This window comes from Microvirga vignae, assembly GCF_001017175.1.
GTDB classification, from domain to species: Bacteria; Pseudomonadota; Alphaproteobacteria; order Rhizobiales; family Beijerinckiaceae; genus Microvirga; species Microvirga vignae.
Genome location: NZ_LCYG01000019.1, coordinates 1 through 14,062, shown reverse-complemented (window position 1 = coordinate 14,062; position 14,062 = coordinate 1). Strand labels below are relative to the sequence as shown.

The window sequence follows — 14,062 nt, the reverse complement described above, 5'->3', positions numbered from 1 at the left end:
TCCGGGACCTGACTTTCGAAAAGCCGCATCGGCCAAGAAGCCGGTGCGGCTTTTGCCTTTTCAAGCGCCACATCCTGCTTAGGAAAGAGCATCCACTTTCCCGCAGGGTACGTTAACCTGTGATAAGCCCCTGATGGAACACGAGGTCAACGTGACGAAGCTGATCGGCCTTTCTGGAAGCCTGCGCCAAGCCTCATACAACTCGGCACTGCTGCGGAGCGCAGCGGGGCTGATGCCGGAGGATTCTGAACTCGTCATCGAGACCATCCGCGGCATTCCGCTGTACGACGGCGACGTGGAGGCGGCCGAGGGAGTTCCAGAGCAGGTTTCTGCCCTAAAGGGAGCAATCGCGGCTGCGGACGGGCTGCTTCTGGTGACGCCGGAATACAACAACTCGATCCCTGGCGTGTTCAAGAATGCCATCGATTGGCTCTCCCGCCCACCGGCCGATATCCCACGTGTTTTCGGCGGTAAGCCCGTTGCGCTGATCGGCGCTTCTCCTGGCGGTTTCGGAACCATCCTGTCCCAGAATGCCTGGCTTCCGGTCCTGCGCACCTTGGGGGCGGAGCTCTGGTCGGGGAAACGCTTGATGGTGTCCCGGGCCCAGACTGTGTTCAACCAGGATGGAACATTCGCAGATCAGAAGATCGAGGAGCAGCTTCGGGCATACCTGAAGGGCTTCGTCGCTTTTGCCCGTTCGGCGCAGCAAAAGACGCTGGATTCCTAGTCCTGGTTTTCATTCCGGTACTTGAAAGGCGTGGCCTCCGCCAGTTCCTTGGCGGCCTCGGACACGTAGGCACGCTCCTGCTGGAGATAGGCCTGCACCGCCCGGCGTAACGCCGGGTCGGCGATGTCATGGGCCGATGAGGTGATCACCGGTTGATAACCCCGCGCGAGTTTATGCTCGCCCTGGGCGCCCGCTTCCACCCGGTCGAGACCGCGTGCGATGGCGAACTCGATGGCCTGATAATAGCAGACCTCGAAATGCAGGAAGGGATGATCCTCGATGCAGCCCCAGTTGCGTCCATAAAGCCGCGTGTCGCCCATGAAATTGATGGCGCCCGCGATATGGCGCCCCTCGCGTTTGGCCATGACGAGCAGCACCCGGTCGGCCATGCGCTCGCCGATGAGCGAAAAGAAGCGGCGGTTGAGATAAGGCCGCCCCCATTTGCGCGAACCCGTATCCATGTAGAAGGCGAAGAACGCATCCCAATGGGCTTCCGTGATCTCAGGCCCTGTCACCCATTCGATCGAGATGTCGTTCGCGAGGGCATCCCGCCGCTCGCGCTTGATAGCCTTGCGCTTGCGGGAGGTGAGGGCGCTCATGAAATCATCGAAGCTGCTGTAGCCTTCATTGAGCCAGTGAAACTGCTGGTCGTCGCGCCGCAGGAAATCGTGGTCCGTGAACGCCTCAAGATCGTCCTGCTGGAGGAAGGTGGCATGAATCGAGGAGGCTCCGATCTGATCCCGTAACGCGCGCAGGCCCGCGATCAGATGAGCCCGCACATTCCCGGCCTGCGGCCCATTCGGCACGAGAAGGCGAGGGCCGGTGACGGGCGTGAAGGGGACGGAGACCTGAAGCTTGGGGTAATAGCGCCCGCCCGCTCGCTCATAGGCATCCGCCCACGAATGGTCGAACACGTACTCACCCTGAGAGTGAGATTTCACATAGCAGGGGGCCGCGCCGAGCAAGGCTCCGCCCTCGTCCTCGACCAGCACATGCACGGGGGCCCAACCGGTCTTCGCACCAACGCAGCCGGAATCCTCCAGCGCGGACAGAAAGGCATAGGAAACGAAGGGGTTGAACGGATCGTCATCGCCCGAGCCTGTTTTCAGGGCACAGGCATCCCAGGCGGCGGCAGAGACCGCTTTCAGGCCTTGGGCGATTTTGACTTGGAATGTCACTGAGTGGAAGGATCCCGCCGTTCAAGCCTAGAGCTAATCACTCGGCGGGATCCTTGCAACGGTTAGGGCAGGAAGCCCTCAAACACCATCTGGTCCGCATGCTTCTCGGCGCGGGCGCGGTCTTCCGGATTGCGCACGGTCCAGGTCATGACGGGCAGGTGGCCCAGAAGCCTGCTGAGGTAGGTCGACGCACAGGGCAGGTCCTTCACGCGCCAGGACAGGAAGTGCGGCTGCGTCTCTTCGAAATGCAGTAGGTTCGCGAACCGGTGCTTCTGCTCAGGGCTGAGGAAGCTGTCGGACTTCGAGGCATATTCCAGCTCGCCGATGAAGCCGCGCGTGATGTTTGGCGCATAGTGGCGCAAGTAGGCAACGATGTCCGGATCGAAGGACTTCACCACGAAGGGACCGCTATAGTCGTTCAGGATCTCGATCACGCGCTTGGTCAGACGCATATCGCCGTTGAACTTGCTCTTGATCTCGATGACCAGCGGGGTGCGCCCGGCGATCCTGGCAAGATAGTCCTTGAACGCGGGAATATTATCCCCGCCCATGGTTCCGGAAATTCCGATCCCCGTGAGAGCAGAGAGGTTGCGTTCGGCGACCAGGCCGGTCTCGCCGGTAAGGCGATCCAGCTCGAAATCGTGGAACACGATGGCCTCATTGTCGGCGGTCAGCTGAACATCGAGCTCGATGGGGAAGCCGCGCGCGATGGCGGCTTCCGCAGCCGAGAGGGTGTTCTCGATGACGCCGTTTGCCTTGTTATGGAGGCCGCGATGAGCGATCGGCTTCGCGACAAGCCAGCTGGGCGTGCTCATTTGACTTCGAACATTCCTTCGACTTCGACACAGGCATCGAGCGGCAGCTCGGCGACGCCGATGGTGGAGCGGGCGTGACGGCCCGCATCGCCGAGCACCTCGACCATGAGGTCCGACGCACCGTTCATGACAGGCGCAAGCGCGGCGAAGGTGGGCACGGCGTTGATGAATCCGCCGAGACGCACGCAGCGCGTGACGTTGTCGAGATCGCCGACAGCCGCTTTGAGCTGAGCGAGCAGATTGATCGCGCAAAGCCGCGCAGCCTGCTGGCCGACCTCCGGAGAGATCTCTGCACCGAGCTTGCCCTTGTGGGCATCGGCGAGCTTGCCGTCCAGGCCGAGGCAGAGCTGGCCTGAGATGATGACCAGGTTGCCGGTGCGCACGAACGGGACGTAATTGGCGACGGGGGCTGCCGGAGTCGGCAGGGTGATTCCCAGCTCCTGAAGTTTCTTGTCGACTGCGCTCATGGGGTTCCCTCTGCGTGTAACAGTGTGGGGGATTTGTGGCGGATGGCGCGTTAGGACGCAAGGCGGAACATTGCCCTGTCCTCAAGGTGCTCCTATTTTCGCTTGGCGCATCATGCGGAAAAGTGGATCCGGTTTTCCGCTTTCAACGATACGCCGCTAAACAAGGGAGCATCGGATTGAATCCCAAAAGTGCATTCCACTTTTCTCGTCCGATGCTCAAGGCGAAACCTGGAGATGTCATGCGTTCCCTTATCGTGGCCACCGGCCTGACCTTCGCCATTCTCAGCCCCGCTTGGGCGGAAGCCGCCAGGACACCCGTTGTCCTTGTGCCGCACAGGGCCGTGTATGATTTGTCGCTCCTGCGCTCGGGTGGCACCAAGGGCGTCGAGGCGGCAAAAGGGCGCATCGCCATGGAATTCGCCGGCGATGCCTGCGACGGCTACACGCTGAACTACCGCCAGGTCACTGTGCTCGACGGCGGCGACTCCGGCTCGCGCACCCTCGATACGCAGACTACCACCTTTGAGTCGGGCGATGGCCTGTCGATGCGTTTCAAGAGTTCATCGACCACACAGGGGCTTGTGCGGGACGGCGTCGACGGCGATGCTCAGTTGCGGCCCGATGGCTCGCTTGATGTCCGCTTCAAGCAGCCCCGCAATGAGACCTTCGCGGCCGCGGGGCAGCCGACTTTTCCGACCGAGCACATGAGGCGCCTGATCGAAATGGCCCGGAAGGGGGAAACCACCTATTCGGTTCGGGTCTATGACGGCTCGGATGACGGCAAGAAGATTTATGAGACCCTGAGCCTGATCGGCCGCAAGATCGAGCCGGGAGCAGGGGGCAACCTAGAGGGACCGGTACATCAGGAAGTCTTGGCGAAGACGCCGCGCTGGCCCGTGACCATCAGCTATTATGAAGAGGGCAGTGCCGACCGGGAGCCGGTCTATAAGATTTCACTGGAGCTTTACGAGAACGGCATCGCCCGCGCTCTGAAGATCGATTACGGCGACTTCGCCTTGAAGGGCGACCTCAAGAGCCTGGAGGTTCCGGCCGTCACGAGCACCTGTCAGCGCTGAGGCTTGTTGCGCAGCGCGATGCCCTTCTGAAGGGCTGCGGCTCCGAACTTGTCGCGGATTTTGTCGATGGCGGATTCCATCTGAGCCTGCTTGATCACGCTCTGATCCGCCAGATCGCCTTTATCTGCCTCGCCACCATCGCACAGATCCGCAGCGCCAATGCCGATCAGGCGATAGGCCGTACCGTCGCATGAGGCTTTCAGGAGTTGCCTTGCAGGCTCGAATAAACGCGCGGCAAGCTGCGTGGGGGCGAGGCCTGAACGGGTACGGGTGAGAAGCCGGAAGTCCTTGTCCTTCAGCTTCAAGGTTACGCTCCGCCCGGCAAGTTCCGCCGCCTTCAGACGTCGTGAGACCTTTTCCGAGAGGCGCCAGAGGATCGGCTCCAGATCGTCGAAGGATTTCAGATCCATGTCGAACGTGGTCTCCGCCGAGATGCTCTTGGTCTCCCGTTCCGGTGTCACGCGCCGCGTGTCCTCGGCCCAGGCGAGGCGTGAAAGCCGCTGGGCGTCCCTGCCCAAGGCTTCGAACAGAATCTTAAGGGGAACGTCGCGCAGATGCGCGATCTGCGTGACGCCCACCTTCGCAAGCCGTGCTTGAGCGGAGGCTCCGATGCCGGGGATGATGCCGACGGGCTTGTCCGCCAGGAAGGCGGGAGCCTCCTCCCGTCCGATGATCGAGAACCCGCGCGGCTTCTGGAAATCCGAGGCGATCTTGGCGAGGAACTTGTTATAGGAGAGCCCAACCGAGATCGTGATCCCGATCTCCTCCTCCACCTTGTGGGCGAAGCGGGCGAGCGTCAAAGCCGGGCTGCCGTGATGGAGCCGCTCGGTTCCCGTGAGGTCGAGAAAGGCCTCATCGATGGAAACCGGCTCCACGAGCGGCGTCAATTCCAGCATCAGTTCGCGCACCTCGTGTCCCGCCTTGCGGTATTTCTCGCCGTTCGGCGGGATCACCACCGCGTGAGGGCATAGCTTCAAGGCCTGGAACATGGGCATGGCCGAGCGCACGCCGTAGGTGCGAGCCACGTAGCAGGCGGTCGACACCACCCCACGCTTGCCACCGCCGATGATCACCGGTTTGTTGGCGAGACTCGCGTCGTCTCGCTTCTCCACCGCCGCAAAGAAGGCATCGCAATCCACATGGGCGATGGAGAGAGTGTCGCGCTCCTTGTGCCGCAGCAGGCGCGGCGACCCGCAGGCGGCACACCGCTCCGCCAGGGGCGAGGCTGCGAGGTTGAGGCAATCGCGGCAGAAGGGAGCGCTGCTCATGGCGTGAGGGCGGTTAGTCGAACTCGGAGGGCGAGAGGGTCCAATGGGCTGCCATGATGTGCTCCGGCTTGGTGTTCATTTCCTTCGCCAGGGCAATCAGAAGAGGCTCGTCGGCGGCGATGTAATCGAGGATTCCGGCGAAAAAGCCGGGTTCCGAGGCCGCCGAGCGGATCGTATCGGGCCTTAGCCCCGAAACTGCCAGAAAGCGACCCATACGTTCCTCATCGCTCGTGATGAACGCGAAGGCGCTCAGAGCAATGGTCTCGGCCTCGTCCCGGTTCATCCTTTTTAAGGGAGTGTTCATGCTGTCGGTTTGCACTTCATCAATAGGTTATGCCCTAACTATATCATCTGAAGACAGAATGGGCCGGTGAAATACTAACTTGGCCCCGGGACAGCGCCAATGAAGAAGACCGTGCTCATCGTTGAGGACAACGAACTCAACATGAAGCTCTTCAACGATCTCCTCGAGGCCCATGGCTATGCCACGCTGAAGACCAGCCACGGCATCGAAGCCATGGAGCTGGCGCGCGCTCATAAGCCGGATCTGATCCTCATGGATATCCAGCTGCCCGAGGTCTCGGGCCTTGAGGTAACCCGCTGGCTCAAGGCGGACGAGGAACTGAAGTCGATTCCCGTGATCGCCATCACGGCCTTCGCCATGAAGGGCGACGAGGAGCGTATCCGCGAGGGCGGCTGCGAGGCCTATATGTCCAAGCCGATTTCCGTGGCCAAGTTCATTGCTACTGTGAAAACATACCTGGAAGCGGATCGAGCTTCACCTTAACTGTCAAGTTCCGTTAGGGCAGTTTTTCGTAGAATAAAGCCGTCCTATTAACTTTTCTGGGAAAATGCAGCTTTTCAGGCACATAGGCGCTTGCATCTGCCCATGTTTTCAATATGTTCAAGCCAACATTCCGCAGCCGCGGAAGAAATGCCCTACGGATGCTCAGGTCCGCCGCATCTCCTGGGACTTCGTGGGCTCGGCCAGGCTGGGGGCGGATCGTTGCCTCCTCAACACCGCTTCCCAGCTGGCCACCTCCAATTGCCGAAAGCAGCGCCGCAAGGCGCTTTTTTATTGCCTGATCGCCGTGCGCCGGCCTGTCGCAAACCTTTTGAGGCCTTGAGGGGAGCGCATCGTTCGGGGCGGAAAGCCGGGTCCACTTTTCCGCACGATGCGCTAGCTTCCTTTTCATCTCCCTTCGTGCCCAAGCCTATCGTCGGTGCATGAATCGAGAATAGTCACGGTGCTTTCTTGCAGCGTAAGCTTGGCCGTGACTATTAATCCAGATTGGCCGATGCCGTTGGGAACTCCTCGCAGAGCATCAGCCTCGCGAAAAGGGGACCGGACCATGGATCAACGCACGCCTTCACTGCCCCCGAGATCGGCCCTGACGCGGTTTTCAGTGGCGCCTCTTTCGACCATGACCCGGCGGCTTGCGGACGTTGCCTCGGGCCGCGCTCCGGCAGACCTGGTGATCACCGGCGCGCGGGTGCTCTCAACCTATAGCGAGCGCATCGCGCCCGCGCGGGAAGTGTGGATCTCAGGTGGGCGCATTGCCGCCGTGAAGCCGGCTGGCGCCTACCGCCAAGTGAACGGCACGCCGGGTCGCTTCTATGACGCCCGGGGCGGCATCATCGCGCCGGGGCTTGTCGATCCGCACATCCATATCGAGAGCAGCATGGTCACAGCATGCGCTTACGCTGAAGCGGCGCTTCTTAACGGCACGACGACGATCTTCTGCGACAGCCACGAGATCGGCAACGTAATGGATGCAGCCGGTATCGAGATGATGCTGGAAGATGCGCGCCATGCGCCGCTCTCCATCTTCCTCACCGTGCCGAGTACCGTGCCGGCAACGTCACCCGACCTCGAAACAGCAGGCGGCGATCTCACGCCTGAAAAGATCGCGGCGCTCTTCGACCGTTGGCCCGAGGCAGCAGCGCTCGGCGAGAAGATGGATTTCGTACCCGTCACCATGGGTGACGAGCGAAGCCACGCGATCCTCGCCGCAGCTCTCGAACGCGGCAGGCCGGTTTCGGGCCACATTTATGGACGCGAATTCGTAGCAGCTTATGCGGCGAGCGGCGTAACGGATACGCACGAAGCCATCGACCGCGACATCGCCGACGATCTTCTCGATGCAGGTGTGTGGATATTCCTGCGCGGCGGCCCGCCAACCACGCCTTGGCATTCGCTGCCGGAAGCCATCAAAACCATCACGGAGCTCGGATCCTCGCACAAGCGCGTCTGTGTCTGCACGGATGATCGCGATGCAGACGATCTCATGATGTTCGGCATGGATTGGGTCACGCGTGAAGCGCGCAGCGCGGGTATGGGCCGCGAGCAGGCCTGGAGCATGGGCTCGCTGCATCCGGCCACGCGCTTTGGCATGGAAGGCGAGATCGGGGGCTTAGGCGGCGGACGCCGTGCCGATGTCGTGTTGCTCGACGATGACCTGAAGGTGCAGAACACTTGGTATGGCGGCGAACTCGTTGTCGAGAACGCAAAGATCACGCCCGTGCTCGACCAGGCGCTCTCCAACCGCTACCGCTATCCAGAGGAAGCCTATCGCACGGTGCACATCCCGAGCATTCCAAAGCTGATCCCGGAGCTTCCGACAGAGGCCTGCACCGCCAACGTGATCCGTGTGGCGCTGCCGGGCATCGTGCTGTTCCACGACAAGGTGAGGTTGGAGAAGGAGGAGAACTGGGACGTACTTCTTACCAAGAACGATCTCACCTTCGTAACCGTCATCGAACGTCACGGACGCTCCGGCGGCGAGGGCGTGGCGCATGGACTGCTCAAGGATTTCGGCCTCAAGAGTGGCGCGGTGGCGAGCAGTGTGGGTCATGACTCCCACAACCTCATCGTCGCGGGCACCAACGAGGCCGACATGGGAGTCGCGCTCGATGCTCTCATCCAATCCCAAGGTGGGGTCTGCGTGGTGGATCAAGGCAAGATCATCGCCATGGTGCCGCTGCCGATTGCGGGGCTTCTCTCCGACAAGCGCGTGATGGAGGTGGCGGAGGAAACGCGGGCGCTGAAGGCCGTGTGGGAGAAGGCAGGCTGCAAGATCGCGTATATGGGCTTCAACCTGATCCCGCTCTCCGTGATCCCGGAAATCCGCATCACCGACAAGGGCCTGGTGCTCGTGCCAGAGATGGAACTGGTGCCGCTGTACGAAGGATAAGAGCTATTGAGGCGCGGCATCCTCGATCAGCGCCACAGCCTCACGCATGGCGGCTGCGAAAGCCGGGAGATTGTAGAGATCGTTATGCCCGGCTTCCGCAATGGTGCGGTCGAGAACCAGATTGGGAATCGCACCTCGCAACGGCTCGCTCCGACGTGCCGGAACAATCGTATCGCGTCCGGCCGCAATCAAGGCGGTGGGTGTCGGTCGATCACGGACAAAGTCGATCGTCGGCATGTGATGGCGCAGAAGCAGGCCCGTTGGAGCCCATGCGAAGTGCTCGCGGGCCAGAGCTCTCAATGAATCGAAGGGCGTAACCAGGATCAATCCGGCAAGTGTGCGATGATGGGAGAGATAGGCCGCCACGCCGCTGCCGACGCTGAAACCAACCGCAACGACCTTGCGTGATTGGGTTTGTTGCCAATGATCGAAGATCGTCAGTGAGTCGCTGAGCAAGGCCTTTGCGCTGGGCGCGCCACTACTCGGCGGATAGCCGCGGTAGTGAAATGCGATCACCTCGTGGTCGGGAAAAAGACCATGCAGATAAAGCGCCATGGCTTCCGCATTCCAGGCGTTGCCGCCGAATCCCAAGAGGAGAGCCTTCACATCGGATGGGGTGCCGAGCCGCACGCCAATCAGCCTCTCGCCGTCCGGTGTCGTCAGTTCAAGCCGTTCGGCGGAGCGGGGCAGGGCAGGCTTGTTGGCTGCTGCCATTTGGGTGGGAAACAGCAGTTTCGTCTGGGACAGCGCCGCAACTGATACCAAGCTCGCATAAAGAAGGGCGATGCCAAGGAGGAGGTAGAGCAACCACATGCGGTTTGACCTGGGATGATCGAGAGTGCTCACGATCAACTCTCGGCTGTCTCGTGAGAGCGATGTGCCGCCAGTTCCTCGGAGCGGGCCATGAGATCTTCCAGGTCTTTCCGGAACTGCTCGAAGGCAAAGCTGAGGGCAAAGACCTGACCGAAGCTGCCATAAGGCAAATCGTGAGAAAGGGCGTGGGAGCGCAGGGCTTCCGTCTCGCTTACGAAGGTGTGGAGCGCTTCTTCGAAGCCCGTCGAATCCGGAGGCAGCCTGCGGGTCCTCAAAGCCTTGGCTAGCCCAAGAAGCAGCGTGCAGGTTTCATCGCGCAACCTCAGAAGAGAAGGCCCGAGCTTGTCGAGCACGCGTTCCGGCAGAGGATTGGCGGCGGCGCGGCCGATCATCACAAGGTCGTGGCGCACACGGTAAAGCGTGCGGATGAGCGGCTCCGGGTCGGCGGCATCGGTGAGATGGCTTTTGCGCTCACGCACTGCTTCATCCGCCGCTGCTTCCGCTTTCTTGAGAGCCGCGCGGATCTGCGGATGAATCGTCTGAAGAGCGCTTCTTCCTTTCGGGTCTGCGGCGAGTTCGCCGACGAGAACCTCGATCAGGTTGGCATTGAGAGACACGACCTTGGCGGCGGCTTCCACCATCAGTGTATGCGCGCGTGCCGGCAACACGAACAGGGACACGACGACGCCCACGATGTTGCCGAGGGTGATCTCCGCCACCCGATCGATGGCGGCGGCGAGGGGGCCGATGGCTTGGCCTGTCGGGGGCAAGAGCATGATGAGCGACGTGACGGGCGCAACCCGAAAGCTCGGCTTGACGGCAGCCAGAAGCGCCAGAGGAAACAGGGCAGCCGCAATGGCGCCGGCAAGGCCCAAGGGAGAGCCGTGCGGCAGGAGAGCGGCAACCGCTCCGCCATAGATCGCGCCTGCGAGCGTTCCCATGAAGCGCTCGACGGCTGCCTTCAGCGAGCCGCCGACGCTGGCCTGCATGATCACGACGGCCGTGATCGCCGCCCAGTAACCCTGCGGGAGATTGAAGACTTTCGTGATGGCAAAGGCGAGTGTGCCGGCAATGGTCACGCGCAGGGCGAGCTTCAGCTCCGCCTGCCGTGCTCCGATCCTGCCGATTACCTGTTCGATCCACCCTGACGATGCCATGCGATTCTCCGAACGCACAGCATAGAGAGTGGTTCGCAACCGATACTACGCGTATTCCGCTTTAAGCGAATCGCGCATTGCTACCCAGCACCTGCAGGCTGGAGCCGCATTCGGCGCAGGTGCCAAGTTCCGGCGATGCGATCATCTGCATCGTGCGGCATTTCGGGCAGCCTTTCATCGCCATCCGAAGTGTGCCCTGCATCTGGCTTGCACCTTGGCGGTGCGCCTCGCTGACCTGAACGGCTTGTTCGAACATGGTCGCCTCCCTTGAGGGAAAGCGATGCTGCGCTCACTTGAGTGCCCCGGCAAGAGCGAATTGGAGGGAGTTATACCGGTTCACGATGGCCAGTCGCCAACGGGACTTCCATGCGGGTGACGAGGCTTGCCACAACAGAGAACAGGCCAAAGAGAAGATGGGGCAGGTAGACCTGATCCGAAAAGCCGAGCAGGAAAGGCGAGGCCGCCAGCAATGCGCCTGCCATGCCGTCCAGGATCAGATGCAGGGACATCGGCAGGATGCGTAGCACGCCGAATTCATAGGCTGTGAACATGGAGTAGAGGATGGCGCTAACACCGAAAACCACTGCGACCCATTTCGCCGCCGGCACATCTCCAAAGCCGAGTACCCACGGGGAGGCGAACAGGGAGAGACCCCACAGATAGTCGATGACGCCGTGAATGCTGGTCGGGAGAAAGCGCATGCCAGGTCTCTTTCTAAACCTCTTGCGGCCAACGTGGCGACCTGCGGCCTGTTCCCCGAGCAGCGCTGCGCTAGATCGCGTGGATGAGCAGAATTCAGTGGCAGCAGGACAGGGTGGCCGGCGTGCCGCTCAACCGTCACTTAGGCTTCGTTGGCCCTGTCGAGGTGGGCCATGTGGCCTATGATGGCAGCAACAGGTTCTGGATCTGGGCGACGCCCCTTCAAGAAGACGCTTGGGGTTATGGGCCCACGGAACAGGCTGCCAAGGCAGCCCTTGAACACTGGCTTGCCGCTTGGCTGGAGAATTTCCGACCCTTCTTTCAAGCTGACGCGTGAGCGCCAGCTTGATCGGGAGCGTAAGGACAGGCTGTCAGGCTAGACCCGCGTGCTGCGGTTGCGGCCCAGGAAGTAGAAGAGCAACCCCGCGACCACCACAACGGCGATCACGATCCAAAGCCAGTTGGTCCCGTCGTCACCAACGGCGCCTGCAGTCCCGGGAGATGTTGTTGTCGGAGAGGATGTGCCGGTCCCCGGCGTGCCAGGGGTCCCGCCCGGTGAGGTTTGCGCCATGGCAATGGCGCTCCAGGCCGTCAGCATCATCGTCAGCAGTGATACTTTGATAGTCTTGATCATTCCATCGTCCTCCCAGGTGATGAGCACCCCCGCGGATCAACGTTGCCTGCGACAACCTGTTCCTGAGCGAAAGCCAGACAGTTCAGAACGGGGAACAACGCCCTCAGGGCTTCAGTTGTCACATAAGGGGCTCCTTAGGGCTCCTTGCTGAAGGGTTCCTTGCTGAGAAAGCCGCAGAGGCCCTTGCGATGGAGCAGCCGATGACCCTGACTGATCAGGGAGCGAGTCACGGGAAGAGGCGTTTCGACCAAGAGCGGGATCCTGGCTCTCCTGCAGGCTCGGTCTGCATAGCCCCGAGGCGCTACTTTATTGCCGACATCGTCTCCATACGTCGTGTTGCTGCATCCTTGAAGCGGCGGATGGGGGCGGCCTGATGAACCACGTGGTTCTGCTCGGCGACAGCGTATTCGACAACGGAGCCTATGTGCGACCAGGAGAGCCGGATGTGCTGGCTCTGGTCCAGGCCAAACTCCCAAAAGGGTGGCGCGCCACGATGCGTGCCGTGGACGGAGCCGTCACCGCAGGGATTGAGCGCCAACTCGCCCGCCTGCCGGAGGATGCAAGCCACCTTATCCTGAGCGTCGGCGGCAACGATGCTCTGGGCAACAGCGGCATCCTGCGCGAGAGCGCCCGTTCCGTCGCCGAAGTGATGACCCGGATTGCCGACGTGCGGGATTCCTTCGCCCTGAGCTATCGCAAGATGCTCGATTTGTTGGTGGGCTATCGTTTGCCGACGGCGCTATGCACGATCTACGATGCGCGCTTTCCCGACCCTCAGGAGCAACGCCAAGCGGTGGCCGCTCTGTCCGTCTTCAACGATGTGATTACCCGCGAAGCCTTCTCCCGTCGCCTAGCCCTTATCGATCTGCGCCTGCTCTGCAACGAGCCTGATGACTATGCCAACCCGATCGAGCCCTCGGCCAAGGGGGGAGACAAGATTGCAAGCGCAATCGCACAGGTGGTAGCCGGGAACACGATCTTCCCACGCTCGCAGGTTTATGCGGAGTAGAGGAATGTCGCTTTCAGCTGCAGCAGGCTGAACATTCGGAAGCATCAAAGCTCAGCGAATACTAATCGAGAGAAGAAAGCGTTCTCTTCCCGCAAGCAGACTCCTCGGCAATACATGTGTTACTTTGATGCAATATGAACAGAAGATAAATATTCGCGTAAATTAAGTCTTAGAATCAGCCCAGCTTTGAACCTTTTTTCATCTTCGAAATTAGTTTTGCACAAATGGTGCGCGCCATTTTGGAAGAGGTTGGTTATGAAAAAGGTGATCCTGCTCTCAAGTGCCGCTCTGCTAACCTTTGGCAGCATCGGCTCGGCTCATGCTCAAAGATATTATCGCGGTGATGGCTGGCGTGGCGGCTACTATCATCACCACCATCGAGGCAGTGGCGGTGCCCTTGCCGCAGGCCTAGTCGGTGGTGCCCTGCTGGGCGGCCTCATCACCGCAGCTGCTACTCCAGCCTATGCCTATCCTGGCTATGGGTATCCCGCTTACGGGTATCCGTCCTATGGGTACAGCTATCCGGCTTATGGGTACAGCTATCCGGCTTACGGCTACCGTTATGGCTATAACTATCCCGCCTATGGCTACGGCTATAATCCTTACGGGTACGGCTATGCGGCACCTGTCACCACGCGTGTGGTCTATGCGCCGGCCCCGGTCTACCGCACCCGCGTCGTCTACCGCCAGCCCGCCTATCGCACCCGTGTCGTGTATCGCGAACCGCGCTATCGCGTCCGGACCGTCTATCGGCGTGATGGCGAGCGCGCCCGCATGGTTCGCGCTGTCCGCCGCGGCGATGTGGTCACGACCGGTTCCATCCGCGAGCGCCGCATCATCAGGAGAATGGATTACTGAAGTCGAGTCCTGTTCTCCAAACGAAAAACCGCCTCCTCACGGGGCGGTTTTTTAATTCTGAACGTCTCGGAAGTAAGGCTTTGGTCTGCTCGTGGGGCCTGAGCAGACATTTGTGGAGGGTAGGGAGTTCCTCGTTTGACCCGTTTGTATGGACCGGCCGTGCGTCG

The 14,062-nt window shown here is 61.0% G+C and carries 17 protein-coding genes; 7 read left to right on the top strand and 10 right to left on the bottom strand.

What is annotated here, in order from left to right:
* Positions 1-151: 151 nt before the first annotated feature.
* Positions 152-727 carry an NADPH-dependent FMN reductase gene (locus AA309_RS07735; RefSeq protein WP_150117438.1) on the top strand — a complete coding sequence of 192 codons (576 nt, stop codon included), beginning with the start codon at positions 152-154 and terminating at the stop codon, positions 725-727.
* Here AA309_RS07735 and AA309_RS07730 read toward each other — a convergent pair.
* The 3 genes from AA309_RS07730 to AA309_RS07720 form a co-directional block, all read right to left on the bottom strand.
* Entirely contained in the window at positions 724-1,905 is a 1,182-nt protein-coding gene (locus AA309_RS07730; RefSeq protein ID WP_047188437.1) for a GNAT family N-acetyltransferase, read from the bottom strand. The two genes, AA309_RS07735 and AA309_RS07730, sit on opposite strands and share 4 nt — an antisense overlap.
* Before the next feature lie 62 nt (positions 1,906-1,967).
* A complete protein-coding gene (locus AA309_RS07725) occupies positions 1,968-2,720 on the bottom strand; it encodes a glycerophosphodiester phosphodiesterase family protein (protein ID WP_047188436.1) in 753 nt (250 codons plus the stop codon).
* Entirely contained in the window at positions 2,717-3,187 is a 471-nt protein-coding gene (locus tag AA309_RS07720; protein ID WP_047188435.1) for a RidA family protein, read from the bottom strand. Before AA309_RS07720 ends, AA309_RS07725 begins: the two co-directional genes overlap by 4 nt.
* Positions 3,188-3,426: 239 nt before the next feature.
* Here AA309_RS07720 and AA309_RS07715 point away from each other — a divergent pair, with 239 nt between their 5' ends.
* Positions 3,427-4,263: a cell envelope integrity EipB family protein gene (locus AA309_RS07715; RefSeq protein ID WP_047188434.1), complete on the top strand. Its 837-nt coding sequence runs from the start codon at positions 3,427-3,429 to the stop codon at positions 4,261-4,263.
* On the opposite strand, the gene AA309_RS07710 is transcribed toward AA309_RS07715, so the two are convergent.
* Both AA309_RS07710 and AA309_RS07705 read right to left on the bottom strand, forming a co-directional pair.
* Positions 4,254-5,531, bottom strand: coding sequence for a DNA polymerase IV (locus tag AA309_RS07710; RefSeq protein WP_047188433.1), 1,278 nt, complete (start codon positions 5,529-5,531; stop codon positions 4,254-4,256). The two genes, AA309_RS07715 and AA309_RS07710, sit on opposite strands and share 10 nt — an antisense overlap.
* A gap of 13 nt (positions 5,532-5,544) precedes the next feature.
* Positions 5,545-5,835: a DUF3572 domain-containing protein gene (locus tag AA309_RS07705; RefSeq protein ID WP_047188432.1), complete on the bottom strand. Its 291-nt coding sequence runs from the start codon at positions 5,833-5,835 to the stop codon at positions 5,545-5,547.
* 99 nt (positions 5,836-5,934) lie between these two features.
* On the opposite strand from AA309_RS07705, the gene AA309_RS07700 reads away from it, so the two are divergent.
* Complete coding sequence (locus AA309_RS07700) at positions 5,935-6,318, top strand: response regulator (protein ID WP_047188431.1); 384 nt, start codon at positions 5,935-5,937, stop codon at positions 6,316-6,318.
* Between the two features lie 565 nt (positions 6,319-6,883).
* A complete protein-coding gene (locus AA309_RS07690) occupies positions 6,884-8,725 on the top strand; it encodes an adenine deaminase (RefSeq protein ID WP_047188429.1) in 1,842 nt (613 codons plus the stop codon).
* Positions 8,726-8,728: 3 nt separating this feature from the next.
* Here the strand turns inward: AA309_RS07690 and AA309_RS31770 are convergent, their stop codons facing one another.
* The 4 genes from AA309_RS31770 to AA309_RS07670 form a co-directional block, all read right to left on the bottom strand.
* Positions 8,729-9,571 carry an alpha/beta hydrolase gene (locus AA309_RS31770; RefSeq protein WP_150117435.1) on the bottom strand — a complete coding sequence of 281 codons (843 nt, stop codon included), beginning with the start codon at positions 9,569-9,571 and terminating at the stop codon, positions 8,729-8,731.
* 2 nt (positions 9,572-9,573) lie between these two features.
* A complete protein-coding gene (locus tag AA309_RS07680) occupies positions 9,574-10,695 on the bottom strand; it encodes an FUSC family protein (RefSeq protein WP_047188428.1) in 1,122 nt (373 codons plus the stop codon).
* A 61-nt stretch (positions 10,696-10,756) separates the two neighbouring features.
* Positions 10,757-10,951, bottom strand: coding sequence for a hypothetical protein (locus tag AA309_RS07675; protein WP_047188427.1), 195 nt, complete (start codon positions 10,949-10,951; stop codon positions 10,757-10,759).
* Between the two features lie 70 nt (positions 10,952-11,021).
* Complete coding sequence (locus AA309_RS07670) at positions 11,022-11,396, bottom strand: SPW repeat domain-containing protein (protein ID WP_047188426.1); 375 nt, start codon at positions 11,394-11,396, stop codon at positions 11,022-11,024.
* A gap of 83 nt (positions 11,397-11,479) precedes the next feature.
* Here AA309_RS07670 and AA309_RS07665 point away from each other — a divergent pair, with 83 nt between their 5' ends.
* Complete coding sequence (locus AA309_RS07665) at positions 11,480-11,731, top strand: hypothetical protein (protein WP_047188425.1); 252 nt, start codon at positions 11,480-11,482, stop codon at positions 11,729-11,731.
* A 39-nt stretch (positions 11,732-11,770) separates the two neighbouring features.
* On the opposite strand, the gene AA309_RS07660 is transcribed toward AA309_RS07665, so the two are convergent.
* Positions 11,771-12,028: a hypothetical protein gene (locus AA309_RS07660; RefSeq protein WP_150117434.1), complete on the bottom strand. Its 258-nt coding sequence runs from the start codon at positions 12,026-12,028 to the stop codon at positions 11,771-11,773.
* Positions 12,029-12,401: 373 nt separating this feature from the next.
* Here AA309_RS07660 and AA309_RS07655 point away from each other — a divergent pair, with 373 nt between their 5' ends.
* Both AA309_RS07655 and AA309_RS35780 read left to right on the top strand, forming a co-directional pair.
* Positions 12,402-13,037, top strand: a complete 636-nt coding sequence (locus tag AA309_RS07655; RefSeq protein WP_047188423.1) for an SGNH/GDSL hydrolase family protein — start codon at positions 12,402-12,404, stop codon at positions 13,035-13,037.
* Positions 13,038-13,292: 255 nt separating this feature from the next.
* A complete protein-coding gene (locus tag AA309_RS35780) occupies positions 13,293-13,895 on the top strand; it encodes a hypothetical protein (protein WP_052954535.1) in 603 nt (200 codons plus the stop codon).
* Positions 13,896-14,062 lie beyond the last annotated feature (167 nt).